Origin of the sequence: Kamptonema formosum PCC 6407 (assembly GCF_000332155.1) — a bacterium.
In the GTDB taxonomy this organism is placed as follows: domain Bacteria; phylum Cyanobacteriota; class Cyanobacteriia; order Cyanobacteriales; family Microcoleaceae; genus Kamptonema; species Kamptonema formosum.
Genome location: NZ_KB235904.1, coordinates 454,967 through 478,842 on the forward strand (window position 1 = coordinate 454,967; position 23,876 = coordinate 478,842).

General features: G+C 42.4%; 19 protein-coding genes and 1 tRNA gene. 9 read left to right on the forward strand and 11 right to left on the reverse strand.

Going from position 1 to position 23,876, the window contains the following annotated elements:
* Positions 1–59 precede the first annotated feature (59 nt).
* From OSCIL6407_RS32765 to OSCIL6407_RS0118945, 3 genes are all read left to right on the forward strand, one after another.
* Positions 60–935 carry a M48 family metallopeptidase gene (locus OSCIL6407_RS32765; protein WP_007355035.1) on the forward strand — a complete coding sequence of 292 codons (876 nt, stop codon included), beginning with the start codon at positions 60–62 and terminating at the stop codon, positions 933–935.
* Positions 914–995: transfer RNA gene (locus OSCIL6407_RS0118935), tRNA-Leu, on the forward strand. Before OSCIL6407_RS32765 ends, OSCIL6407_RS0118935 begins: the two co-directional genes overlap by 22 nt.
* A gap of 351 nt (positions 996–1,346) precedes the next feature.
* Positions 1,347–2,534, forward strand: coding sequence for a glycosyltransferase family 61 protein (locus OSCIL6407_RS0118945; protein WP_007355037.1), 1,188 nt, complete (start codon positions 1,347–1,349; stop codon positions 2,532–2,534).
* Positions 2,535–2,989: 455 nt separating this feature from the next.
* On the opposite strand, the gene OSCIL6407_RS30975 is transcribed toward OSCIL6407_RS0118945, so the two are convergent.
* Positions 2,990–3,325: a MerR family DNA-binding protein gene (locus OSCIL6407_RS30975; protein ID WP_019487543.1), complete on the reverse strand. Its 336-nt coding sequence runs from the start codon at positions 3,323–3,325 to the stop codon at positions 2,990–2,992.
* A gap of 44 nt (positions 3,326–3,369) precedes the next feature.
* On the opposite strand from OSCIL6407_RS30975, the gene OSCIL6407_RS32775 reads away from it, so the two are divergent.
* Entirely contained in the window at positions 3,370–4,650 is a 1,281-nt protein-coding gene (locus OSCIL6407_RS32775; protein ID WP_019487544.1) for a transposase, read from the forward strand.
* On the opposite strand, the gene OSCIL6407_RS32780 is transcribed toward OSCIL6407_RS32775, so the two are convergent.
* The 3 genes from OSCIL6407_RS32780 to OSCIL6407_RS0118965 form a co-directional block, all read right to left on the reverse strand.
* On the reverse strand, positions 4,607–4,861 hold the full coding sequence (locus OSCIL6407_RS32780) for a MerR family DNA-binding transcriptional regulator (RefSeq protein ID WP_083893669.1): 255 nt from the start codon (positions 4,859–4,861) through the stop codon (positions 4,607–4,609). The two genes, OSCIL6407_RS32775 and OSCIL6407_RS32780, sit on opposite strands and share 44 nt — an antisense overlap.
* Positions 4,862–4,998: 137 nt before the next feature.
* Entirely contained in the window at positions 4,999–5,211 is a 213-nt protein-coding gene (locus tag OSCIL6407_RS0118960; RefSeq protein ID WP_007357395.1) for an NACHT C-terminal alpha/beta 1 domain-containing protein, read from the reverse strand.
* On the reverse strand, positions 5,208–7,931 hold the full coding sequence (locus OSCIL6407_RS0118965) for an NACHT domain-containing protein (RefSeq protein WP_007357394.1): 2,724 nt from the start codon (positions 7,929–7,931) through the stop codon (positions 5,208–5,210). Before OSCIL6407_RS0118965 ends, OSCIL6407_RS0118960 begins: the two co-directional genes overlap by 4 nt.
* A gap of 189 nt (positions 7,932–8,120) precedes the next feature.
* On the opposite strand from OSCIL6407_RS0118965, the gene OSCIL6407_RS0118970 reads away from it, so the two are divergent.
* Positions 8,121–8,351: a hypothetical protein gene (locus OSCIL6407_RS0118970; protein ID WP_007357393.1), complete on the forward strand. Its 231-nt coding sequence runs from the start codon at positions 8,121–8,123 to the stop codon at positions 8,349–8,351.
* A gap of 143 nt (positions 8,352–8,494) precedes the next feature.
* Here the strand turns inward: OSCIL6407_RS0118970 and OSCIL6407_RS0118975 are convergent, their stop codons facing one another.
* A complete protein-coding gene (locus OSCIL6407_RS0118975; protein ID WP_007357392.1) occupies positions 8,495–9,034 on the reverse strand; it encodes a Dps family protein in 540 nt (179 codons plus the stop codon).
* A 193-nt stretch (positions 9,035–9,227) separates the two neighbouring features.
* On the opposite strand from OSCIL6407_RS0118975, the gene OSCIL6407_RS38140 reads away from it, so the two are divergent.
* A complete protein-coding gene (locus tag OSCIL6407_RS38140; protein WP_007357391.1) occupies positions 9,228–11,156 on the forward strand; it encodes a sugar phosphate nucleotidyltransferase in 1,929 nt (642 codons plus the stop codon).
* On the opposite strand, the gene OSCIL6407_RS0118985 is transcribed toward OSCIL6407_RS38140, so the two are convergent.
* The 3 genes from OSCIL6407_RS0118985 to remA form a co-directional block, all read right to left on the reverse strand.
* Positions 11,140–11,355, reverse strand: coding sequence for a hypothetical protein (locus tag OSCIL6407_RS0118985; protein ID WP_007357390.1), 216 nt, complete (start codon positions 11,353–11,355; stop codon positions 11,140–11,142). The two genes, OSCIL6407_RS38140 and OSCIL6407_RS0118985, sit on opposite strands and share 17 nt — an antisense overlap.
* Before the next feature lie 344 nt (positions 11,356–11,699).
* Positions 11,700–12,260 carry a guanylate kinase gene (gene gmk / locus OSCIL6407_RS0118990; protein WP_007357389.1) on the reverse strand — a complete coding sequence of 187 codons (561 nt, stop codon included), beginning with the start codon at positions 12,258–12,260 and terminating at the stop codon, positions 11,700–11,702.
* A gap of 3 nt (positions 12,261–12,263) precedes the next feature.
* Positions 12,264–12,530 carry an extracellular matrix/biofilm regulator RemA gene (gene remA, locus OSCIL6407_RS0118995; RefSeq protein ID WP_007357388.1) on the reverse strand — a complete coding sequence of 89 codons (267 nt, stop codon included), beginning with the start codon at positions 12,528–12,530 and terminating at the stop codon, positions 12,264–12,266.
* Between the two features lie 303 nt (positions 12,531–12,833).
* Between remA and OSCIL6407_RS0119000 the strand changes: the two genes are divergently transcribed.
* Positions 12,834–14,609: an Rqc2 family fibronectin-binding protein gene (locus OSCIL6407_RS0119000; protein ID WP_026103779.1), complete on the forward strand. Its 1,776-nt coding sequence runs from the start codon at positions 12,834–12,836 to the stop codon at positions 14,607–14,609.
* 374 nt (positions 14,610–14,983) lie between these two features.
* Here OSCIL6407_RS0119000 and OSCIL6407_RS0119010 read toward each other — a convergent pair whose 3' ends face one another.
* On the reverse strand, positions 14,984–16,132 hold the full coding sequence (locus OSCIL6407_RS0119010) for a DUF7005 family protein (RefSeq protein WP_007357386.1): 1,149 nt from the start codon (positions 16,130–16,132) through the stop codon (positions 14,984–14,986).
* A 123-nt stretch (positions 16,133–16,255) separates the two neighbouring features.
* Positions 16,256–16,420, reverse strand: coding sequence for a hypothetical protein (locus OSCIL6407_RS36310; RefSeq protein WP_007357385.1), 165 nt, complete (start codon positions 16,418–16,420; stop codon positions 16,256–16,258).
* A gap of 339 nt (positions 16,421–16,759) precedes the next feature.
* Between OSCIL6407_RS36310 and OSCIL6407_RS0119020 the strand changes: the two genes are divergently transcribed.
* A complete protein-coding gene (locus OSCIL6407_RS0119020) occupies positions 16,760–19,456 on the forward strand; it encodes an NHLP bacteriocin export ABC transporter permease/ATPase subunit (RefSeq protein ID WP_007357384.1) in 2,697 nt (898 codons plus the stop codon).
* A gap of 64 nt (positions 19,457–19,520) precedes the next feature.
* Here OSCIL6407_RS0119020 and OSCIL6407_RS0119025 read toward each other — a convergent pair whose 3' ends face one another.
* Positions 19,521–23,231 carry a WD40 domain-containing protein gene (locus OSCIL6407_RS0119025; RefSeq protein WP_007357383.1) on the reverse strand — a complete coding sequence of 1,237 codons (3,711 nt, stop codon included), beginning with the start codon at positions 23,229–23,231 and terminating at the stop codon, positions 19,521–19,523.
* Positions 23,232–23,477: 246 nt separating this feature from the next.
* Here OSCIL6407_RS0119025 and ospA point away from each other — a divergent pair, with 246 nt between their 5' ends.
* Positions 23,478–23,774 carry a proteusin family RiPP peptide OspA gene (ospA, locus tag OSCIL6407_RS0119030; protein ID WP_007357382.1) on the forward strand — a complete coding sequence of 99 codons (297 nt, stop codon included), beginning with the start codon at positions 23,478–23,480 and terminating at the stop codon, positions 23,772–23,774.
* The last annotated feature ends 102 nt before the right edge of the window (positions 23,775–23,876 follow it).

Sequence of the window (23,876 nt, forward strand, 5' to 3'; positions counted from 1 at the left end):
TGTTAACGGTTAACACTTAACCGTTAACTGTTAACTGTCTTGGATCTTTAAATAGCAATATGGGTTTCTCACATACACCGCTAATCGGCTTGAAAGCAGACCAATTCCGGCATCCGTTGGATTTGGAAGCGACTAATGCTCTCAAGCAACTCCCTGGTTTGGATTTGATAGTGCGGCAACTCTTGGGGCCCCTTGGCGAGCAGTTTTTTCTGCTGGAGAATTTGGCTTCTGGGGTTTTAGTGGGGGAGAATCAGTTGCCCCATTTGCACCAATTGCTTTTGGATGCTTGCAAAACTCTGGATTTGGAACCCCCGCAGTTATACGTGCGCCAGAATCCAGTGCCTAATGCTTATACTTTTGCGATGCGGGGGAGACAGCCTTTTGTGGTTCTGCATACTTCTCTGATCGATTTGCTGACTCTGGAGGAAGTTCAGGCGGTGATTGCCCATGAATTGGGTCATCTGAAGTGCGAACATGGGGTTTACTTGACTTTGGCTAATTTGATCGTATTGGCAGCAGGTCAGGTTTCGCCAATTGGTGCTTTGATCGTGCAGGGGTTGCAGGCTCAGATTTTGGAGTGGTTGCGTTGTGCAGAATTTACGTGCGATCGCGCGGCTTTACTTGCTACTCAAGACCCAAAGGTGGTAGTATCACTATTGATGAAGTTGGCTGGAGGTTCGCCGAGTTTGGCTCCTTCCCTAAATGTGGATGCGTTTTTGGCTCAAGCTCGTGCCTACGATGACATCAGTAACACTCAGTTGGGGGATTTGCTCAAGCAAGCTCAGACGGCTAACTTGACCCATCCTGTGCCTGTTTTAAGGGCGCGAGAGATCGATCGCTGGGGCAGCACTCAAGATTATCAAGGTCTTGTGCAAAATCGATCTTCTGTGTATAATGAAAAAGTCAATCCCAAGGGCGGGTGGCGAAACTGGTAGACGCACCACACTCAAAATGTGGCACCGAAAGGTATGAGAGTTCGATTCTCTCCCCGCCCACTAAAAAATCTTAATCTGCAACCGCTTTCTGCCTTTAGGGGCTAGGTGAAGAAGGGGCTAGGGGCTAGGGGCTAGGGGCTAGGGAAGAAGGGGAAGAGAATATAGGGGCTCCGATGCTCCGATGCTCCGTTGCTCCGATGCTCCGTTGCTTAGGGAAGAAGGGGAGGAGAATAAAAGTAAGGGGCTCGGCGCGATCGCTCAGCCGAACGTTGCGATCGATTATAATTTCCTAATAGTCTTGGCAGTTGTTATATGTCTGGCTAGTAGGTTGGGTGGAGCGTAGCGTAACCTAACATCAAAGTTTAGTTAACGATTAACAGTTATAGTAACCGCTTTCGTAGGTGAAAACTTATGCCAAATTCACTCACTAGCAACTTTCAGAAAAGTTATCTTCGAGATTTCGCTGCAAAAATATACAATAAGCTTAAGTATCTGATTAAGATTTATATCCTCTTAAAACCTTACGCCAGAGGAGTTATTCAACTCAGTATTGATAATGCCGATCGATATTTTGGTAAAGACCGAGATATCAAAATTCATAAATTAGTCAGTCATGAAGATATACCTATTCAACCCGCAAAATTTTTAGAAGGTGATTTTTTAGAAATCATTACTCCTTTTAAAAATGAAGTTGAATCGGTAATGATAGATGCCAGAAAAGAAGGCTTTTCTTTTGCCAACAATCACATTATCACTCCAGAGCTAAAGGTGATATATGAGAAAGATATTGAATTTGAACAACTGCCAATATACAGAGAGGAACTGCCCCTAAACTATCAAAAACTATCTGGGACAGTTGCCTACTTATCAAATACAATGCCTCAGAATTATGGGCATTGGTTTTTCTATACTTTGCCGATGCTAGAAATCTATTGGAAATATATCGATAAACAAGAAATTGATTATTACTATATAGGTGATTCCCTAGCAAATTTCCAAAGAGAAACCCTTGTTGCACTTGGCATAAAAGAAGAACAAGTAGTTACTTTTCCCTGTAAACCTGATAGAGCAATTACTTGTGTGATTGACAGAAAGATACAAAACAACGGTCATAAATACCCAACTATTTTTGGCTACAGATTGGCTAGAAGCCTATTTGTACCTGAAGAAAATTATTCAAGTAGTAAATATCCAAAACGTTTATATATAAAACGCGGTAAGGTAGACCATCGCGAGGTAATCAATGACAATGAAGTTGTAGAATACTTAGAAAGTATCGGCTTTGAATCATTGACAATGCAGGGGAGAACAATACAGGAGCAAGCTGAAATATATTACAATGCAGATGTTATCATCTCTGTCTGTGGTTCGGCTTTAACAAATTTAATGTTTATCCGGGAAAATATCACAGTTATTGAAATTTTTCCTTTCGGTTATTTAGATGGTTTCTTTTATGCTCTAGCCAGTTATGCTCAGGCTAATTATTTTTATATCATTGGGGAAGAAATTCCTAATAATCCTACAGCACCACATTTCTCAAATCTAACTGTTAATATTAATAAGTTAAAACAAATCTGTAAATTAGCCGATTTGGTGTAAGTTTTTAAGCATTGTCGTCATTGCTTAGTAATTCTGTCGTCATTGCGAGCGAAGCAATCGCCTAGTCTCTGCGATTGCTTCGCTTCGCTCACAATGACAATAAGGGGGGGTTGTAAACCCGGAGTTGGTATTACAGAATAAGTAGAAGGTAGAGAGTAGACCGTTTGCTGTTGAGTCTGTCTCGTCTGGGTAACAAAATTTCAAAAACTCTTGATCTTTTCCAAGAGTGCTGTATATAATAAAAAAAGCGATACAGCTTAGCTTAAAAAGGACAAACTATGAGACTAAAAAGTTGGGAGTCTCCCCGTAACGAGGGCAGGAACTCCAAAGGTAGAGGCGGATCGGCGAGAGCTCGACAGCTCAAAAAGCAAAATCAAACTCTGCGAAAACAGCTAAAAGCACAAAACAATCAAAACAATCAAGGGAAGAGAACATCGGTTCTCTTCCTTTATTTTTTATCGTTCCAGTTGAATATTCGGGCAAATAGTGCGGCTAACGCGCTCAGCAGAGGGTCGCTCTTGCCAGTTATGAAGGATTCCTTGTAACTCCGCTTTCAAAGCTTCTAGGGCCTCAATTTGTTGAGCGATCGCCTCTACCTTGGTTTCTAAATGCCGCTTCACTTCCCCACAGGGTAGCTGACCGCGATCGCGAATGTCTAAAATATCTTTAATTTCGCTGAGACTTAAGCCTAGAGATTGCCAATACTCCGGACAGTTTTGGAGTAGAGACGCGATCGCCCGTCCACAAAAAAGTAAGTAAAATTTGAATCTCAAAGGCAGAAAAAAAGACACTCTTTAGGTTAAGCTTAAAAAAACTGAGCTTAACAGACTGCCTTATGAACATTATTGAATCCATCTTACAACAAATGTCCGGGGTGAGTCAAGCCCAAAAAAAGTTTATAATGACTTTACTTTCCACAATCGTGCTGGTTTATGGCAAAGTGAACTTCACCAATCTGGGCCGCTATAGTCCTGCCACTGAAAAAACTTATCGGCGGCATTTTTTAAAAAAGTTTGCCTGGGAGCAATTCTCTAAATATTTTATTAAAAAAGCCTTGAATCCTGAACGCACAATTATTGCCGTTATTGATTGTTCTTTTTTGAGAAAAAGTGGTAAACATACTGAGGGAAAAGGTTATTTTTATAATGGTATTGCGGGAAAAGCTGAACAAGGATTAGAAATTTCTGTGATTTCTGTTGTCGAAATTGAAACTCATATTTCCTATAGTTTAAGCGTGCAACAAACTCTTTCGCGTCCGACCACAGAACCACCGAAAAACTCCCTAATTTTTACTCGGAAAAGAAACTTAAAAAAACGGAGTAAAAAACAGGTATCTGAAACCTTAACACCTGATATAACAAGAGTTGACGACTATGCAAAGCATTTAAAAAATACTCGTTCTTTGTTGCCAGAATCTGTACGTTATTTGGTGGCTGATGGCTATTATTACCGCGCTAAATTTTGGGATGCTGTTCGGGAGTCAGATCTCAATTTGATTAGTAGATTAAGGGTTGATGCCAACCTGAATTACCTCTATACCGGAGCAAGGAATAAATTCGGCGCTCCTCGTAAATATGATGGTAAAGTTGACTGCAATAATTTGAAAAATCTAACTTTCGTCAAAGAAATTAAGCCAGGAGTTAAGCTTTATTCATTATTAGTATGGAGTTGTTGCTTAAAATGCAAAATCCGTTTGGCTTGTATATCTGAGCTTCAAGCTAACGGTAAAACCAAAAATGTTTTATTGTTTAGTACCGATATCAATCTCAAGGCTGAGCAAATACTTGAGTATTATCAAGCTCGTTTTCAAATTGAATTCATTTTTCGGGATGCCAAACAATTTACTGGTTTGTCCGATTGTCAATCTGTGAATAGCCAACGGCTTGATTTTCATTTTAATGCCAGCCTAGCGGCCTTAAATTTAGCCAAATATGAAGCCTCTAATCGCCACTTGTCTGCCCATCCATTCGTGTTTTCAATGGCCTCCTATAAACGCCTGGAATTCAATCGGCATCTACTTTATACATTTATTAGCAAGTTAGATTTAGACAAGGACTTGATTTTAAATCATCCTAACCTCCCCTCAGTCTTGTCTTATGGTACTCTGGCTGCTTAAAAACTGTCCGGACTATTGATTGCGATCGCTTGATGAAAGTCAGTCGATTCAGCACCCCTTCCCCAAACAGGCGATAACGTGATTCCGAACGCTCGACAGTAGGTGCTAACAGACCAATCTCTTCATAATAGCGAATAGTTTTTACAGATATGCCGCTAATGGCCGCGACTTCGCCAATTTTGTGTAATTTTTCCGCAACAGATGTACCCATAATTTTAGTTGGTAATAAGGGGACTTAAACAAATTTTAAACCCAATTTTTCCACTGTTACAGTTTCATCATCGCTATGGCTTTTTTGAGAGGGGAAATCTCTTCAGCAAGATAGAAACTGAATTGATTTAATTGGTGCTAGGATTCCATCATCTTTTCCCTCATCCATCCTACCATATTGGCGATTAAATTTGGCTGCGAAGGTGAAAAGGTGGGTAAGGAAATTTCGGCTGCGTCGCACACTGCACAAATGAAGCCATCAAATTTACTTAAAGCCTTGAGGAAGGTATTGCTAAATGCTGTCGCGTTTTCGGTTCCTGTTTGAGGGAAAGTTTGCCAGTAGAGGGTCATTTGGTTAGGGTGGTGGAAGAATTATGCCATGCTTCATAGAAGGTGAGGTAAGGTAAGTTTTGGGCACAAAGCCAGACGACTTTGTAGTTTTCGCGGATACGAGAATCTGGGCAATCTTTTAAGCCTTGAATTACTAAAGGTAAAAAAATAGTTTGATTTGAGACTTGTTGACCTAATAATATTGATTCTAAGCAATCACGAGCTACCTCTTGAATTTTATTGTCTTGGTTTGTACGTAAAACTAAGTTTAAATGAGATAATATTTTAATAATTTGCAAGTCTAAATCTTTTTCTGTTATATCGCCTAAGCCAAGGATGTTAAGATCGTTTGGAAGCAGATCTATTACCCCATCTTTAAGTTGATTAATCACTGCCTCGGTTCTTTTTTGAATGTCAGTAGCATACGGGTATTGTGGGTGGTCAGTTGGGGCTATCTTTAAAAAAGCCTTAGCGATTAACCAGTTAGTAAGAAAAGAAGAACATAGCCTATCAATTTTTTCTATATGTTGAGCCATATTTTCTACGATAAAATTTATGCCATCAAAATTAATATCTAAACTCTCAAAAACAAGTTGACTAAGATAATCAATGGCAGTTCCAGTAGGATCTATATTCATCAAATCCATGATTTTTTGAATGGCTTTTAATCTGAGATTTCCTGTGGTAATTTTACCCAGACTACAAGAAGCTATTTCTACACAACAGTTATTTTCAGAGACATCATCTATTATGCAATCCAATGCCTGAATTGCATCACAATTACCAGTGCCGATTACTCCTAAAGTTTTGATCGCTTCATGTCGGATATGCCGATACTTACTTCTATCTAGTAATGGCAATATAAATTTCACCGCTTTATGGTAGTCTGCTTCCGTTAGTGCTTCCCTAGCTCCCTCTATAATACTAGAATGAAATTGATACAAGCCTAATTTTTCATAGAGATAACCAAAACTCCATTCTATAATCTGCTGTACAATCTCATCAGCAAAGCTACTGTTCCTAAATTCAGTAATTGCAGCAGCAGCTAGAAAATAAGCTCGATACCAATAAAATTTACCCTCAAATCCATCATCAAACTCTAACAACGCCTTAATAAACCCTTCCTTCTGCTCAAATAAAACATCATTCCGCCCCACCCACAACAACATCACCTCTTTCCACCGCCGCTCAAAAATCCGATAACTCCCCAACTTCGGATTATCCGGTACATGATGCAAGAAAAAGTGCCAATCCTCAATAGCCTTCGCCGCAAAATACTCCTGAAACGTGGGATGAAAAAAGGCATAAACCGCTTCATCCGTTTTCGCATCTCTATCAACCAAATTCAGCCACCCTAACTCCTCAGCTAACTTAAACTGAGACTCCCCCATAAGCTGAATTGCCCAACTTTCCCTTAACCGAAACCGGCTCTCACTTTCAATTCCTGCCTTTGCCAATTCTCCCAGCACTTGATTTAACTGCTGTCGCTGTGCCCTTGTTGTCGAGTGTTTCTCTTGTTTCCACTCATAAAAGTAGCGAATAAACCGCTCGTAGAGCATCGCCTGAGTTTCCGGCAACTCTTCATCAGGACTTAAATAAAACGTCTGGCACAACAACGCTAATCGCAGGGGATTTCTAACTAATTTATAAATGTTAGTGCGGTTGGATTCTTTTAATTTATTCAGTAATTTTTTTCCTTTGCTCAAACAGTTATCAGATGGGTATTTCTTGTGCGCTTCTGTAAACCAATCCCTAATAAACTTATCAACTTTCTCAGGCTTAAACTCCAACGTGCGATAGGTTTTAAATCCAGGTAGCGGATTATTAACACTAGCATCCCAAACATTCAGGCGACAAGTCAAAACCACCCGCGCCTCAGCCACCCATCCGACAAGTTCATCCCGAATTTTTGCTAACGCCTCAGCGGGAGAAGCAGCCGCCATTTCATCCACTGCATCTAACAGCAACCAGACTTTACCTGACCGAAATTGTTGCTCAAGGGAGGCGGCTAAATTCTCCTGTGTGGCTTCGATTTTGCCAGCTTGTTTCAGCCAAATTTTCAACAGATACCCGGCTAAAGTTTCACCTTGCAAACCACCCAAGGGAATGCAAATCGGCAACCCCAAATTATGCTTGTCAATCCAACTCGCAATCTTATCGAGCAGCGTAGTTTTACCCGCACCCGGTTCACCAATAATGGCAAGGCGTTGGTCATTTCCCCCTTGAATCACCTCTGTGAGAAACTGCTGATTCTCATATTCTTTAACAATAACTTGCGGATTAAGTTGATATACATCATCTTTTGGCACAGATTCATCGCGTCGCTGCTGTTGCTTGCGCTCCAATAACCCTAGTGGCACATAGACATTTAATTCACATCCTAATTCCGTTGCTTGGCGGCGGAGTCGCTGTTTTTTTTGCTGTTCGGTGAGGATGTCGCGGCAGATTTGCGACCAGTTAATTTCAAGTTTATCGGGGTCTGGTGGGTTACACTCCTTCGGATCGACGATTTCGTTGATGTTTAAATTTAAGGCGTTGCAGATGACTTGAGCATAAGCCCGATCAATCTTTTCACCCTGAAAAAATCGCCCTATTGTCTTGGCATTTATCCCAGTATTCTCAGCAATCTTCTCATAAGTCAACCTGCCCCGATCATCACCTGGATCATTTTGAGCTTGTTTAAGTTTAATGATGCCTTCTGTAGTTGGCTTGATGCTGCGAGATTTGCGCGGTTGATTCATAGCTGCTTGAGCAGGAGGTACAGAGAGGGTACTACTATGCCCTGACTTATATCCCTAGCTTACCTAACTCTAGCTTTAATTGTGAAGGACAGAACAGAAACTTAATTATCTTTCCAATCTGGGCTGGTGACAACCCTATACCAAAAACTAGAGTTGTCTCAAAGCTAATTCATACAAAGGTTTTGAGCCATGAACGACTCTCAAAGAAATCAAGCACGTTTACTCAGCGAAGCTATGTCAAACTTCGACACGGCTTTAGAACAAGAACCGCAAAGAATAATTGAATATCAACTGCAAACGAGCCAACCCCATACAGAAAACCTGCCGGTCTTTCCTGGCTTGCCCCTATCAGCTTCGATAATGTGGTTTCTGCTAGTTTTAGTGCATTTTATCGTTCTGTTGAGAAGCACTAAAAAATAGATTGCTAGAGAGATAGGAATGAAAATCAAATAATTACTGCATATAATAATATGTAGTTGCGCTTTAGTGAAGATAGCGCAACTACATACATGAGAGTCAATTATTTAATTTTCTTCATTCCCTAAGAAATGATCCCGCCATTTCTAGGCGTGAGAAGCAGTAGCAGTTTGAGCTTTTGGTTGCTGACCATCCGCTGAGAGGGATTCTCCTTCTATAAAAGAACGTAGCATCCAGGCCATTTGTTCGTGCTGTTCCATCAAACCAGTCAAGAAATCAGCAGTTCCTTGATCCTTAAATTCTTCTGAGCAACTATCAATATGCTTGCGAAGATTGCGGATAACTAACTCGTGATCGTCCACTAAACGCGCCACCATTTCTGTTGCTAAAGGCAAATCGCCAATATGTTCTTTAACCGAGGCATATTTCAGAAATCCTTCAGCAGTACCAATTGGATAACCGCCTAAAGTTCTCACTCGTTCCGCTAGTGCGTCAATATTGATAGTTAATGCTTGGTAGTGTTCTTCCCACAACTGGTGTAGCGAACGAAATTGAGGGCCGACGACATCCCAGTGATACTTTTTGGTTTTGATTAAGAGTAGATAAGCATCTGCAAGATCGTGATTCAATAATTCAACCACGCCACCACGCTGCTCTTCAGATAGACCGATGTTTAACTTACGCATAGAAACGGCTCCTTACATTCATTATTCTCACTATCATTGGAACAAATTTTATCTATAGATTACATCAACCAAGAGGATGATAGAATTTAGATAAAAATGGCACAATTGAGGGTAAAATATTCTAATTAGATATCTTTAGATAGATGCAAATGATGCGATATTTTGGGTTGTGCGATCGCGAGAGAGGTAAGCAGTGAAAATTTTTGTTCCAGGCCGCCTTTGTCTGTTTGGCGAGCACAGCGATTGGGCTGGAGGCTACCGCCACGTAAATCCTGCTTTAGAAAAAGGCTACACGCTAATTGCTAGTACAAATCAGGGAATTTATGCAGAAGTTAAGCCTAATTCTACCGAATTGATAATTAAGACTACATTAAATGATAGTACCAAGCTCGATGAAATTGCACTGTCTATGGATAGAGCTAGTCTGCTGGCAGAAGCAGAAAAAGGTGGCTTTTTCAGTTATGCGGCTGGCGTTGCTTACCAATTTCTGACTCACTATCGCGTCGAGGGACTGGAAATTGATAATTATTTAACAGATTTACCTATTAAAAAAGGCTTGTCTTCAAGTGCGGTAATTTGTGTTTTAGTAGCTCGTGCTTTTAACCGTTTATACGACTTGAAAATGACGGTGAGAGGAGAAATGGAGATGGCCTATCAAGGCGAGATTTTAACTCCTTCTCGTTGCGGGCGTATGGATCAAGGTTGTGCTTACGGAAATCGACCAATTTTGATGATTTTTGACGGTACACGGATGGAGGTAAATGAGGTAAAAGTTCCCAAAGATTTGTTTTTTGTAATTGTAGATTTGGCTGCTAGTAAAAACACTCAAGAAATCTTAGGTAGTTTAAATAATTGCTATCCATTGGCTGTGAATCAGGTACAGAAAGATGTGCAGGAATATCTCGGTTCTATTAGTTCTAAAATCACTCTAGATGCAGTTGCGGCTTTGCAAGATGGAGAGGCAGAAAAAATAGGTGAATTGATGAAAATTTCCCAGAGTGAATTTGACAGATGTTTAATTCCTGCTTGTCCTCAGCAATTAACGGCTCCCGTACTTCATGAACTTCTAAATTATTCAGCTATTCAGCCTTATATTTTAGGCGGTAAAGGTGTCGGTTCGCAGGGAGATGGTACTGCACAGTTTATTGTTAAAAATGAAGAGAGTCAACAGCGGGTTATTGATATAATTGAGCGAGATTTCCCTCAGATGCAATGTTTAAAGCTCACAATTCCTTCTCAGTCTAGAGTTCGTAAAGCAGTAATTCCAGCGGCTGGGTTTGGTACGCGAATGTTTCCGTGTACTAAGGTTGTAAAGAAGGAATTATTTCCCATTATAGACCGGGATGGTCGCGCTAAACCTGTAATTTTGGCAATTGTTGAAGAAGCAATTAGTGCGGGAATTGAAGAGGTAGGAATTGTCGTACAACCAGGCGATCGCGAAATTTTTGAAGATTTATTTAAAAAGCCACCCAAGCCAGAACTTTTACAAAAATTGTCTCCACAAAATCAGGAATATAGCAAATATCTAGAAGATTTAGGAGAAAGAATTACGATTCTTACCCAAGACAGTCAAGATGGCTTTGGACACGCTGTGTTTTGTGCTAAAGAATGGGTAAATGACGAACCATTTTTACTGCTTTTGGGCGATCACATTTATGCGTCTGAAAGCGAAAGTTGTGCGCGTCAGCTATTAGATATTTACTCCCAGGTACAGCAGAGTGTTGTTGGTTTAAGAATTACGCCATCGGAGATGATTCATCATTACGGTTGTGCTACTGGAGTTTGGCAAAAAGAGGGTTCTATTTTGTCTGTTACTCAATTCTATGAAAAGCCGAAAATAGAGTACGCTCAGCAATACCTTCATATAAAAGGTATGGCAGATGAGCTGTTTTTGTCAATCTTTGGTATGTATGTACTTCAGCCTAAAATTTTTGATTATTTGGCAGCTCACATTAACCAAAATTTCCGGGAAGGAGGGGAATTTCAATTAACGTCTTGCCTGGAAAAATTGCGGCAGGAAGAGGGGATCGCAGGTTATATTGTGAAAGGCAAGTGTTTCGATACGGGATTGCCCGATGTTTATCGACAGACATTAATTGATTTTCCTAACTCTGGTCAGTAGCTATGTTTAATAGCAGTAGCTCTCGCGCTTCTTGCTTGACTCTACCTTCAATTACCTCTGCTTGTAAAGTAATAAAAGCCTCGAAGTCTTCTAATCCGTACTTTGTCATCTGCAAAAGGTGACGCAAATTTTCTTCAGCTTCTAGGGTCAAATAGCCCGTTGCTAAAGCGTTTTGAACAATTTTACTAATTAAATTCACAGTAGTTGCCCCTAGAAATTACACATTCTTACGCAAGACTAAGCCTCCTTAAACTTTGTTTCACAATTCTGGGGAAATCTAGGTTGTTTCTATCTTAAGAAATAGATGTAATGGCTCAGACTCGTACTAAAGTTAGATAAACAGAACTTACGCACCCAACCAAAGAAACCGGGTTTTTTGACTAAAATACTTCGCCCTTATCCACAGATCCTCTCAAAAACCCGGTTTCTGGAGCCTGATTTGTCTGAGATTATTGCTAGTTACTAATGGCTGATATTGCTTTTCCCTTCTTCCCTAGCCCCTAGCCCCTAGCCCCTAGCCCCTAGCTATAGTTGCTAGTAAAATTATGAAACGGGGACAAATAAGACAGATTCCAGACGCTCTAAAGTGCCTTGCAAATCATCATTAATTACTTGGAAATCAAACTCGCCAGCCGCATCTATTTCTTCTTTAGCGCGTTGGAGACGACGGGCGATCGCATCCTCTGAATCTTGACCCCGACTCCGCAAGCGCCTCTCTAACTCATCCCAGGAAGGCGGTAAAATAAAAATCCGCAACGCCTCTGGGAAAGTATCTCTAATTTGTCTCGCCCCTTCTAACTCAATTTCTAAGACTACCAATTTTCCCTCTTGAATCCCCTGCTTTACAGACTCGATCGGTGTTCCATACAAATTGCCTGCAAATTCAGCCCACTCCAGTAATTCCCCAGCCTCTACCATTTGTAGAAACTTGCTGCGGCTGACAAAATAGTAGTGTTTCCCCTCAATTTCCCCTTCACGCGGAGAGCGAGTCGTCACCGATACGGATAAATACAGTTGAGAGTGGCGTTGGAGGAGCGATCGCACTAAAGTCCCCTTTCCCACCCCGCTAGGCCCTGTCAACACAATCAATCTACCATTCGTCATTGCTTAATCATCCTTGCCTTGACCATCTTTGTGGAGTACGAATCTGTGAGCAACTGTTTCCGGCTGAATTGCGGACAAAATTACATGACTGGAATCTGTAATAATTACCGCTCTAGTACGCCTACCGTAAGTAGCATCAATCAGTTGTCCCCGTTCGCGCGCATCACTAATGATACGCTTGATTGGCGCAGACTCAGGGCTGACAATTGCAATCACTCGGTTTGCAGACACAATATTGCCAAAACCGATATTAATTAGCTGAATATCCATGCAAAACTAAGGCGCTAGTGTGTAAGAAGCTGTAATTTCTTAATTTTAATGATATCTACAAAAATTTTGAGTTACAAGCCGGAAACTGACAAAAACTGACTTTTTTAGTTTTTGTCAGTTTTCGGCATTTTTTAGCATAATTTATGAATTTTTAAGGGCGAAATTTTTAATTTTTAATTTTTAATTTTTAATTCTGCAAGTGCTTTTTGGCTTTTTTGCTCGAAATAGTCTTAAAATGTAACTTGTGCTTGCCAGTAGGGAACTGCAACACCTGTAATTTAACGACTAAAAAGGGTGCTGCTCGTGCAACCAGTTGACTTTACCACTTTAATGGCTGCTTGTTGCGAACTGCGCTCAGACTGGCTGCCGGCGCGTCTGGAACAAGTATATCAGCGCGATCGCCACACTGTAGCTTTAGCACTGCGAACTATAAATCGGCGCGGCTGGCTGGATATTTCCTGGCATCCTCAAGGTGCTCGCCTCTGCATTGGTTCACCACCGCCTCGCACGCCCGATACTTTCACCTTTAGCCAACAACTGCGGCATCAACTAGGAAGTTTAGCACTGGTGGCGATCGCACAAGTCGCCCCTTGGGAAAGAGTCATCGACCTGCAATTTGCCCGCAGACCCGGAGAACCCGCCCTCTGGCATCTCTACGTCGAGATCATGTCTAAATATAGCAACGTTATCCTCACTACTCAAGACAACCTGATCGTCACCTGCGCCCACCAAGTCAGCGCCCAACAGTCCAGCGTCCGCCCCATCCAAACAGGTCAACCTTACGAACTTCCGCCCTCCCTCACCGATGCTGTACCCAGTTTAAGCGAACCTATAGAGCGATGGCAACAACGCATCAGCCTAGTTCCCGGACAATTGCGGCGGAACTTACTTAAAAATTATCGCGGATTAAGTTCAGCATTGGTCATGTCTGCGATCGCAGCCGCCGGTTTAGACCCCGACCAATCTACCTTAAATCTCAGTCCTGAAGATTGGCAACAATTATACAATTGTTGGCAACAATGGCTCCAAGCCTTAGAAAAATCCAACTTTCAGCCTAGTTTTACGCCCCAAGGCTACACTGTCATCGACTGGAATAGTCGGCAATCTCTGAATGGGAAATCGGCTGTTGAATCTGTACAAAAATTACTCAATACCTACTACACAACAGAGTTAAATCAACAAGTATTCGCGCAACTGAGCCATCAATTAAAACAGAAACTCAGCAGCCTCTTAGCCAAATTACGCCTCAAAGCTAATACCTTTAAAGAACGTTTACAACAATCTGCTCGTGCTGATGCTGACAAATTGCAAGCAGATTTATTAATGGCCAACCTGCACGAATGGCAACCGGGGATGAAAACTATTACCCTCCCCGACTTTGAAACTGGGGAACCAGCTACCATTCCTCTTGACCCCGAAAAAAACGCCGTCCAAAACGCCCAAGCCCTTTATAAACGTCACCAAAAGCTTAAACGCGCTCGTATAGCAGTAGAACCCCTGTTAGCAGCCGTACAGGAAGAAATAGATTATTTAGAGCAAGTAGAAGCCGCTCTTTCACATTTAGAAAGCTACCATAACTCCGAAGATTTGCAGACTTTAGAAGAAATTCGCGACGAGTTAATTCAGCAGAAATATCTCGAAGATCCCGGTAATCGCTTGCGGGCGGGACAAGAAGCCCGCGCCGCTAAGGAACAAGGGCCCGATTTCTATCGCTATAAAACGCCCAGTGGTTTTGAATTATTAATTGGTCGCAATAATCGCCAGAATGATTTATTAACTTTCCGCATTGCTGGAGATTATGACCTGTGGTTTCATACCCAAGAGATTCCAGGGAGTCACGGATTGCTGCGCCTAGAACCGGGTACTGCGGCTGAGGAAGCCGATTTGCAATTTGCAGCTAATTTGGCCGCTTACTACAGTCGCGCGCGTCAGAGCGAACAAGTACCAGTGGTTTATACTGAACCGAAGTATGTTTATAAGCCCAAGGGTGCCAAACCTGGGATGGTAGTTTATAAGCAAGAGCGAATTATTTGGGGTCGTCCGCAGCAAGCCTTGGCTAAGGCTGCACTTAGGGTTTGATGGCTTTGGCTGTCAATTAAACCGAACACAGGCTTAACAATTTGTTATATATATGCAATTTTTTTGTTAAACTATTACTTGAGAGGGAAGACAAAGGTCTTCATAACCCCCTGCAAGCTTGGGAAGGCGCAGTTTGGGTTTCCTCCTTCTGAGAACACAACGGATTTAAATATTTTTGCAGACCAGCTTGTATTTAAGCTGGTTGTTCTGTTTCAGGAAATAGAAGAAGGGGCTAGGGGCTAGGGGCTAGGGACTAGGGAAAGAGGGGGAGCGGGGGAGCAGGGGAGGATGGGGGAGATGGGGAAGATGGGGAAGATGGGGAAGATGGGCAATTAGCAATTAGCAATTACCAATTACCAATTACCAATTACCAATTACCAATTACCAATTACCAACTCAGATAAAACCGTGCTTTCTGTATTTGCTAATTCTTCCAATGTTAAACGAGTTAAGGCGATTAAAAACTTCCCTTGATTGACAACACTTGATAACTCCTCTAGATGATTTGTGTGAAATTTTTCTAAATTCTCGGCCGCATCTTTGACTAAAGCGTGCAATACTTGAAAAGCTCCCATAGACAAAGGCGGTTCACCGCGATAGTTTTCCATCCGGCCACCTTGTCGATATTCTGGATAAGCTTCTAATCCTAAAAACTGCAAAAACCAATCAGCCCGATATTTACCATTATTAGCAGCAATAATACCTCGATAATCTGCAATTAACTCATCCATTAAATTATTCCGCATTGAACCTAAAAGTCGGCGCGTAAAATAGTGAGTACATTCATGTTCCAAACGAATCGTAAGAGAGATAGGCAACCACTCTGATTCACTCATTCCCATATCTGAGGCTGCCAATCCACTATAACCCCCTGGACTCAAAACAATAAACCGATCTTGATAGCGATCTTTTTGGGGAATTAACTTCTTGAACTCAGCTTGCCATGCTGCCTCTGTTATCATTTGCATTTGTTGAGATTCCCACTGGGTGCGATAAGTACGAACGCGATCCCAATTGTTGTATCCTGCTACCATCACAGCACCCATTGAGTTAGGAATAGGTTGAGGTTCATTGCGATGGATAAGTGCTTGCACCAAGCTGACAAAATCTTCGCGGCATCCCGCAATTAAAATCGGAATTTTGCCCGCCAAACTTTCATGGAGAATCAACTTTAATGTTTCTGGCTGTTGTAAGACTAACCCTGTTGCTTCCGCCATCGCCACTGTAGAATAACCCTTCCGAGTTGCTAACCGATAATTTTCTATTTCACTGATACCAGCGAGTATGGGAAATTGTAACTGTACGAGTTTCGATCGTAAAGTGGTAAATACCCCCTCCTGCTCTGCTTCAGTTAGGTAAGTTTCCCACGCTGTCAGATATGATTCAGGTAAAAGGGGAAAGGTAGGCAAAGAGTCAAATTCAAGCGGTGCGAACACATTGTCATTGTAGGCGAGTAATTCCTCTATTTCTAAGGGAGTTGCGCCATAACGGGTGAGGATGTCGGTGCGAAGGGATAGAGACATTTTCCCAAGATTTGCAATTGCTAAAACTCAATTTGCCAGTGAGTATAACATAGAAAGAGTCATCAGTTTTATTCTGTTCTCACTGGCGTTATTTAAGAAATCATTTAATTTGGCTAAGTTTCTTTAAGCGACGGCTTCTAGTTCATCTTCACTGAATTCTCCCTCTTCAAATACTATTTGGCTCCGCGCGATCGCCACTACCAGCATTTCTGCAACTTGCTCTTGAGTGAAGGTGGTATCTACTTCACTTTTTGCCAGTTCTAAGACTTTTTCGCTCTTGCTATCCATACTCTACGCGCTCCTATGACTGCAACTTAGAATAGCTTGATTAAGCAATCCCTAGATTACAACTTGACCCGAAGTTTGATTACAGTTTTGTAATTTTTACGTAGTCATTAGCTCTAGAAGAGCGATCGGTACAGTAGTGGATCGCCAATAGCTCAGCTTCTGGTGGACTTTGATTTTAGATCGACTCTTGACTTTTGATTTGAAATATGATAATTCCTGAATTACTTAGAAATAAAAGTTTTGTGACACTCTTCATCTAAACTTGGCGCTGATGAGGGTAGGATGAGAGCCAATAGACTAACATTGAGACAGCATTCCTAAAATTGGATAGACAAGAAGATGGGAATCAACAACGATATAACAACAGCTCAAGCCTCACAAAAAGTTGTCAAAGGAAATGACCCTCTGGTTTTAGATAATTCTAATATCGTCTGGCTAATTCAGTCGGGAACGCTAGCGATATTTGCTGTAACAGTTGTTGATAAAGTTCCCACCGGAGCCCGTCGCTACTTATTTAGTGTCTGTGCTGGTAATGCCCTATTTGGAGTGGTAAAAGCTGGGGAAACGCCCTATCAAATTATAGCAGTTGCCGTTGAAGAAGCGACATTAATTGAGTCAAGCATGACTGAGATAATTCAACTTGCAGAGTCTCAAGTTGATGACGAACGAGAAACTTGCCGACAGATCCTAGAGACTTGGAATAGTCACCTGACCTCTGTATTTACAGGCACTAATATTCCCTTCAAACCGATCGACACGCTCAAAGATCGAGTCCAGATTACTCCTTTTCTCTCTCAACTCCACAGTGACTTTCTTTACCACTTAGAGCAACTAGAGAACCAAGAAATTAATGCTAAATTTGCCATATTTCAAGAGCGTCAACGCCTCAACCAACAAAGTACCCAAGGTGCAATTACTAAGTTAGTATCAATTCTCAAACCCAAAACCGTAGAATTTTTTCAGGAAGGAACCCCCTTATTAATCGCTGCTGGGGCAGTTGGTCGAGCTATGGGCATAGAAATTCGTCCTCCCGCCCGTTCAGAAAATTTAGAGCGCCTCAAAAACCCCTTAGAAGCTATTGCTCGTGCTTCCCGAATTCGTTATCGGCGAGTGCTACTTGAAGACCGCTGGTGGCGGCAAGACTGCGGGGCTATTTTAGGCTATATGGAGGCCGATAAACGACCGGTTGCCTTATTGCCGGTACCAGGAGGCAAATATGAGGTTTTCGATCCAACTCAACAGCAACGTCTACCTTTAACCTCAGAAATTCTTGAGGAACTAGATCCCGTTGCCTATACTTTTTATCGACCCTTTCCAGAACAAACTCTTAACTCTTTAGAAATTATCAAGTTTGCCACCAAGGGTCTGCAACGAGATATCGCAATTCTCATTCTTGCTGGAGTGATTGCCACTCTGTTAGGAATGGTTATTCCCCAAGCTACTGCCATTCTAGTTGATAACGCAATTCCTGATGCCGATCGCGGGCTACTATGGCAAATTGGACTGGCTTTGCTAGCCACCAGTTTTGGCAAAACTATATTTGAGTTAGCGGAAGGATTTGTCACTTTAAGAACTCAAAGTCTTTCTAATTCAGCCTTGCAAACCGCTTTTTGGGATCGGTTACTGAAACTACGAGTTTCTTTTTTCCGCCAATATTCAACCGGGGACTTGCAATCGCGAGTTTCAGCTATTACCCAAATTCGGCAAATTCTCACCGGTACTGTCTTGGGAACTCTGTTTCATAGTTTCTTCTCTCTGTTAAATTTGGGATTACTATTTGTTTACAGTAGCAGTTTAGCTTTCATAGCTGTGGGAGTTGGTGTCCTCAGTGTGATGGTGACATTAATCTCAGGACTGCTCACTCAGCGAACAATGCGTCCTTTGCAAGAATTAGAAGGGGAAATTTTTGGATTAACGGTGGAGTTAATCGGAGGTGTTTCTAAACTTAGAGTAGCAGGAGCCGAGAACCGTGCCTTTGCTTACTGGACGAGAAAATACACAGAGCAACTTCAGTTAATGTTGAGTACAGAAGTGCTTGAGGATATAGTCGCGATCTTCAATACAGTTTTACCAACTTTAAGTTCGATGCTCCTCTATTTCTTAGCAGTTAATTTGATTGTACAAGGAAAAGGTACGCTTTCTACTGGTACATTTCTGGCATTTAATAGCGCTTTTGCGATTTTTATTACGGGGACTACTAGCCTTAGTAATACGATTATTAAGATATTGGAAATAACGGTGCTGTGGGAACGGGCAAAACCGATTTTAGAAGCAGAACCGGAAATCGATCTGAATAAAACAGATCCCGGTAGGCTAAATGGAGGGGTGAAATTAGACCGGGTGACATTCCGCTACCGCCCGGATGGTATGCTCACACTCGATCAGGTGACAGTTGAAGCTAAAGCTGGAGAATTTATTGCCCTTGTTGGCCCGTCAGGTAGCGGAAAATCTACGATTATTCGGTTACTTTTAGGATTTGAAACGCCGGAAGATGGAACAATTTATTATGACGGTCAAGATTTAGATGGTCTAGATATTTCTGCAATTCGCCGTCAGTTAGGAGTGGTGTTACAAAACGGTCGGATTAATAGTGCATCTATGTTTGAAAATATTTCTGGCGGTGCATTAGTGACTATGGATGAAGCTTGGACAGCGGCAAAAATGGCTGGGTTAGGAGAGGATATTGAAAATATGCCGATGGGAATGCACACTGTGATTTCTGAAGGCGGTACTAATTTATCAGGGGGACAGCGACAACGTTTGTTAATTGCTCGTTCGTTGGTACTGAAACCCAAAATTTTGATTTTTGATGAGGCAACTAGCGCTTTGGATAATAGGACACAAGCAATTGTTAGTGCTAGTTTGGAACAGTTAGATGTAACGCGAATTGTGGTAGCTCATCGCTTGACTACTATTCGTAATGCAGATTGCATTTATGTGATTGAGGCTGGTCAAGTGGTACAAAGTGGTAAGTTTGAGGAGTTGATAGAAAAACCGGGATTATTTGCTCAATTGATGGCTCGGCAAATGGCTTAATGTTATGTATTGTTAACAGTTAATCGTTAACAGTTAACCGTTAACAGTTAACCGTTAACAATGTCTAAACAAATGCCCCTAAAAGTTTGAGTGTTGCTAACTGTGCTTCTGTTAAATGTGTAGATTCCCTCAAACACATTCCTTCATAAAGCCTTTTACTTCTAAGAGTTTCTAAGCATTCGCCGGTGCTGACTTTCCACAATTTAATGGTTTCGTCTTGACCGGCACTGGCTAAAATGTCACCATTCGGACTAAATGCGATCGCCCAAACCCAGTTTGTATGTGCCGATAGAGTTTGCCAACACTCACCGCTGTCAATTTCCCAAAATTTTACGGTTTGATCGCAACTTCCACTCGCTAAGAATTTGCCATCGGGACTAAAGGCGACTGTTTGCACCCAACTCACATGATCCCAAAAGGTTTGCAGGCATTGACCTGTATCAATATCCCAGAGTTTAATAGTTTGGTCGCAACTGCCACTAGCTAATAGTCTTCCATCGGGACTAAAGGCGACTGCTTGCACCCAACTGCTATGTCCTTCAAAGGTTCTTAAACATCTTCCTGTGTGGACGCACCATAATTTTACGGTTTTGTCTTCGCTGGCGCTGGCAACGATCGCACCATTAGGACTAAAGGCGACTGACCACAACCAACCTGCGTGCGATCGCCAGGTGGCGCAACAGTTGCCAGAACGAAGGTTCCATAATTTTACGGTATTGTCACCACCACCACTAGCTAACATTTTCCCATCGGGGCTAAATGCTATAGACCGAATCCAGCGCGGGTTTCCTAGTAAGGTTTTCAGGCAAGTGCCGCTGCTAGCATCCCATAATTTAATCGTGTAGTCGCTGCTGGCACTAGCTAAGGTTGTGCCATCGGGACTAAAGGCGACGGAACAAACCCAACCTGCATGGCCTAGTAAGGTAATGGGACTGCAAGGGCCAGAGGAGTTAAGGTTAGTTTTCCAAAGCTTGACTGTACCATCTTCGCTGCCGCTGGCTAGGGTTTTGCCATCGGGACTGAAGGCGACGGATTGAAACCAACTGGCGTAACCTTGCCAAATGCTGTTGCAGTTACCCGTACTCACTTCCCAAAACCTGACGGTGCGGTCTTCGCCACCGCTGACTAGGGTGTTGCCATCGGGACTAAAGACGACGGCGCAGAGGCGACTGCTATGGCCGTGTAGTGTTTTCAGGCAGCGCTTTGCTGTTAAGTCCCAGATTTTGACGGTGCGATCGCCACTACCACTGGCAAGTAGTTTACCATCGGGGCTAAAAGCGAGGGAACGCAAACGTTGGGAGTGTCCGGGGAGTGATGCTAATAGGGTTCCTGTGCTAGTTTCCCATAGTTTGACGGTGCGATCGCCTCCGCCGCTGGCTAAGGTTTTGCCGTCTGGACTGAAGGCGAGGGTGCGAACCCAACTGCTAGAATCCTGCCATGTCTGCAAGCATTTCCCTGTGAGAACGTCCCAGAGTTTGATGGTACGATCTTCGCTACCACTGGCGAGGGTTCTGCCGTTGGGACTAAAAGTTACTGACCAGACGTAACTGGTATGACCTGCGTAAATTTGTTGACACCAACCGCTTTGAATGTCCCACAATCGGACTGTGCGATCGCTGCTGCTGCTGGCTACGGTTTGACTGTCAGGACTGAAGGCCACCGTCCGTACTCGTTGATTGTGTCCTGAGAGGGTTTTCAGGCAGTTTCCGGTGCCTACGTCCCAAATTTTGACGGTGCGATCGCTACTCCCGCTACACAGTAAGCTACCATTTGGGCTGAAGGCAATTGAATTTACCCAACCTGCGTGTCCTTCGTAAATTCTTAACAGCGTACCGTCGTCTGCTAACCACAAGCAAATTTCTCCATTAGCGTCTCCGGTTGCTAATAGCGTGCCATCGGGACTAAAGGCAAGTGCTAAAACATTGGTTAGCTGTTTGGCAAACACGGATTTAGCTAAATCTGCACCTTTAAAATTGACATCATGTAGGTTTGTGCCTTGCAAATAAGCTTGCCAAACTGTGAGATGAGAAAAATCATAGCCGCTGACATCGATCTGCATTTGACATAGAATATTCAGCAGATTTCCGGCTGCATACCCAGGCGATTGAGATGGCTGCATTTGCAGCTCATGTATCAATTGTTTAAAGTGATTTGCAATCCTAGCTTTGGTTTTGAATGCTGTTAATAACCTTTCGAGGATGGGATTGAGAATAAACTTGATTTGGGTTTGTCGGATATAGTCTTTTGCCTGAGCTTTGAGCAGAGCATGACTGTTTAAAATCGCAAAGTTTCCCGTTTCAATCTCTTCGCAAACTTGCTTGACTAAAGAGCCGATCGCATATTCCCTCACTACGGGCTGCAAGACAAACTGACTGCCGGTTTGTTCGATCAGCGAACGTTGCACTAAAGACTTTAAAGTTTCAACTAACCGAGGTTTGGAAACCAGGGGATAAATATCAGAATATAATTCCTCTGCTGATACTGGTTCTAAATTAATAGCTATCCAGTAAAATAAAGCTTTGCCTAAGTCGGTTAAACGATTAAACTGTTCTTCTAAGAGAGTACGTATTTCATCAATCACCAATAGGTTATGTTGAGTAAACTCTGAAATATTACCTTCAAATAATTCTCGAATCGTCGAGGCAATAATCTTTAAGGCAAGGGGATGACCAGCATACTGTTCAACTAAAGCAAACCCCTCTTGTTCTGATGTCCAGTAACAACCTTTGAGGCGTAATAGTTGCAAACCTGCGGAGGTAGATAAACCTTGCAGTCGCAAGCAGCGAATTGGTAAAGTTTCCCCCTGCATTATCGAAATTTCTTTCGGTTTTTCACGAGTGGTTAGTAGCAAGCAGCTATGGTGACGACCCTCTCCTAAACACTTAAAAAATTCACCGTAATCTTCATAACCTTCTTGGTAATAACCCGTGTAAACACCACCCTGTAGAATCGTTTCGACATTATCTAAAATCAACAAGCAACGATGGTTGCGGAAAAAATCGATGGCGCAAGAGATTTTTTCATGGACTGTTGCAGCTAAATCGATTTCTTGACTATTAGCAATTGATTGCAGAATGCTCGTTAAAATTTGTTGTAGGGGTGGAGCATTTCGCAGCGATCGCCAAATCACGTATTGAAAACAATCTTGGATTTGTTCAGCTAATTTCACGCTGAGATAGGTTTTGCCAATGCCTCCTAAACCAACGATCGCGACTAAACGACAGCGATCGCCTACAATCCATTGTTTAAGTTGAGCTATTTCCTCGTAGCGATCGTAAAACGTGGAAACATCAGGCGCAATCCCCCAATCTTGATAACTCTGGAGTTGTGCGGGTGGCAAATTGTCGTCAGGCGGTACAACCGGGGAGCTCAATAAATCTTGAGTTGGGTAGCTTGTGGGCGGGGCTAAAACTGCTAGCGATGAAGTGGAAGGATCTTGCTGCACAACGCTGACAGGATAGTTATCCGAGTTTTCTGGTAAAGATAGGTTCCTCTTCTCTCCCACCGCAGACCATTTTCGCTCTAGCGCTGCTCGAAAGTTCGCCTTGCTTACCTTTTCGCCACAAGCATCGGAGAGCGATCGCCACAGTTTCGGGCCTGCATCTTGCTTGAGATAGCTAGCTGAATAGCCGTGAGTTTGGGCAACTTCGTCATAGCGCAAACTTGGCCTCGTCCAAAATTCCTCTAATAAAAGTCTTTGCAAGTCGCTCAAGTGCCTGGCCGTTTTAGCCACCACCAAATTATCTGCCAATTCTAGTGCCTGACTGACGTTCATGGTTTAAAACTTAGGCTTTTTGCTAACAAAAGTGTACCTGACCTGAATTTATCAGAGTTTTTCTGACCAAAGTTAAGAAAATAATTAAATTTTGTTTCTAACTCCTGAGTTTTACTGAACTTTTCTATATTGACGGTACTGGGAAGGACTGGTTATTCTGATAAAAGATTCGAGCAAGAATCAAACGTCAAGCGAACATCGCAAAGACACCTCTTAAACCCATTCATTTAAAACAGGAAAAACATCATGTCTACTCGCAAAGAAGCCGAAGAACAACTCGCCATCAAAGCTCTTAAAGATCCCAGCTTCCGCGAAAAACTCAAAGCCAATCCTAAAGCAGTGATTTCTTCAGAGTTTAACACTCAAGTGCCAGACGATCTGACAATTGAAGTAGTAGAAGAAACAGCTACTAAGATGTACTTAGTTCTACCTGCTCCTGAAGCTGTTGAAGAAGAATTATCTGAAGAACAATTAGAAGCTGTCGCTGGTGGCGGTTGCTGGATTGCTGGTAGCCGTGGCTGCGGTTTTGTAACTCGCACTTAATGCGATTTAGACAGCAGTTTCTGGAGCTAGTCTAAGAAGAGGAAGCTAAGCACTTGAATAAGTTTTGCTTCCTCTTTTTTATCCAAATTAGCAATTAGCAAT

What these genes read in the sequence shown, in the direction of transcription:
- OSCIL6407_RS32765 (WP_007355035.1), top strand. Translation starts at nt 60, where the DNA reads ATGGGTTTCTCACATACACCGCTAATCGGCTTGAAAGCAGACCAATTC.
- OSCIL6407_RS0118945 (WP_007355037.1), top strand. Translation starts at nt 1,347, where the DNA reads ATGCCAAATTCACTCACTAGCAACTTTCAGAAAAGTTATCTTCGAGAT.
- OSCIL6407_RS32775 (WP_019487544.1), top strand. Translation starts at nt 3,370, where the DNA reads ATGAACATTATTGAATCCATCTTACAACAAATGTCCGGGGTGAGTCAA.
- OSCIL6407_RS32780 (WP_083893669.1), bottom strand. Translation starts at nt 4,861, where the DNA reads ATGGGTACATCTGTTGCGGAAAAATTACACAAAATTGGCGAAGTCGCG.
- OSCIL6407_RS0118960 (WP_007357395.1), bottom strand. Translation starts at nt 5,211, where the DNA reads ATGACCCTCTACTGGCAAACTTTCCCTCAAACAGGAACCGAAAACGCG.
- OSCIL6407_RS0118965 (WP_007357394.1), bottom strand. Translation starts at nt 7,931, where the DNA reads ATGAATCAACCGCGCAAATCTCGCAGCATCAAGCCAACTACAGAAGGC.
- OSCIL6407_RS0118970 (WP_007357393.1), top strand. Translation starts at nt 8,121, where the DNA reads ATGAACGACTCTCAAAGAAATCAAGCACGTTTACTCAGCGAAGCTATG.
- OSCIL6407_RS0118975 (WP_007357392.1), bottom strand. Translation starts at nt 9,034, where the DNA reads ATGCGTAAGTTAAACATCGGTCTATCTGAAGAGCAGCGTGGTGGCGTG.
- gmk (WP_007357389.1), bottom strand. Translation starts at nt 12,260, where the DNA reads ATGACGAATGGTAGATTGATTGTGTTGACAGGGCCTAGCGGGGTGGGA.
- remA (WP_007357388.1), bottom strand. Translation starts at nt 12,530, where the DNA reads ATGGATATTCAGCTAATTAATATCGGTTTTGGCAATATTGTGTCTGCA.
- OSCIL6407_RS0119010 (WP_007357386.1), bottom strand. Translation starts at nt 16,132, where the DNA reads ATGTCTCTATCCCTTCGCACCGACATCCTCACCCGTTATGGCGCAACT.
- OSCIL6407_RS36310 (WP_007357385.1), bottom strand. Translation starts at nt 16,420, where the DNA reads ATGGATAGCAAGAGCGAAAAAGTCTTAGAACTGGCAAAAAGTGAAGTA.
- OSCIL6407_RS0119020 (WP_007357384.1), top strand. Translation starts at nt 16,760, where the DNA reads ATGGGAATCAACAACGATATAACAACAGCTCAAGCCTCACAAAAAGTT.
- OSCIL6407_RS0119025 (WP_007357383.1), bottom strand. Translation starts at nt 23,231, where the DNA reads ATGAACGTCAGTCAGGCACTAGAATTGGCAGATAATTTGGTGGTGGCT.
- ospA (WP_007357382.1), top strand. Translation starts at nt 23,478, where the DNA reads ATGTCTACTCGCAAAGAAGCCGAAGAACAACTCGCCATCAAAGCTCTT.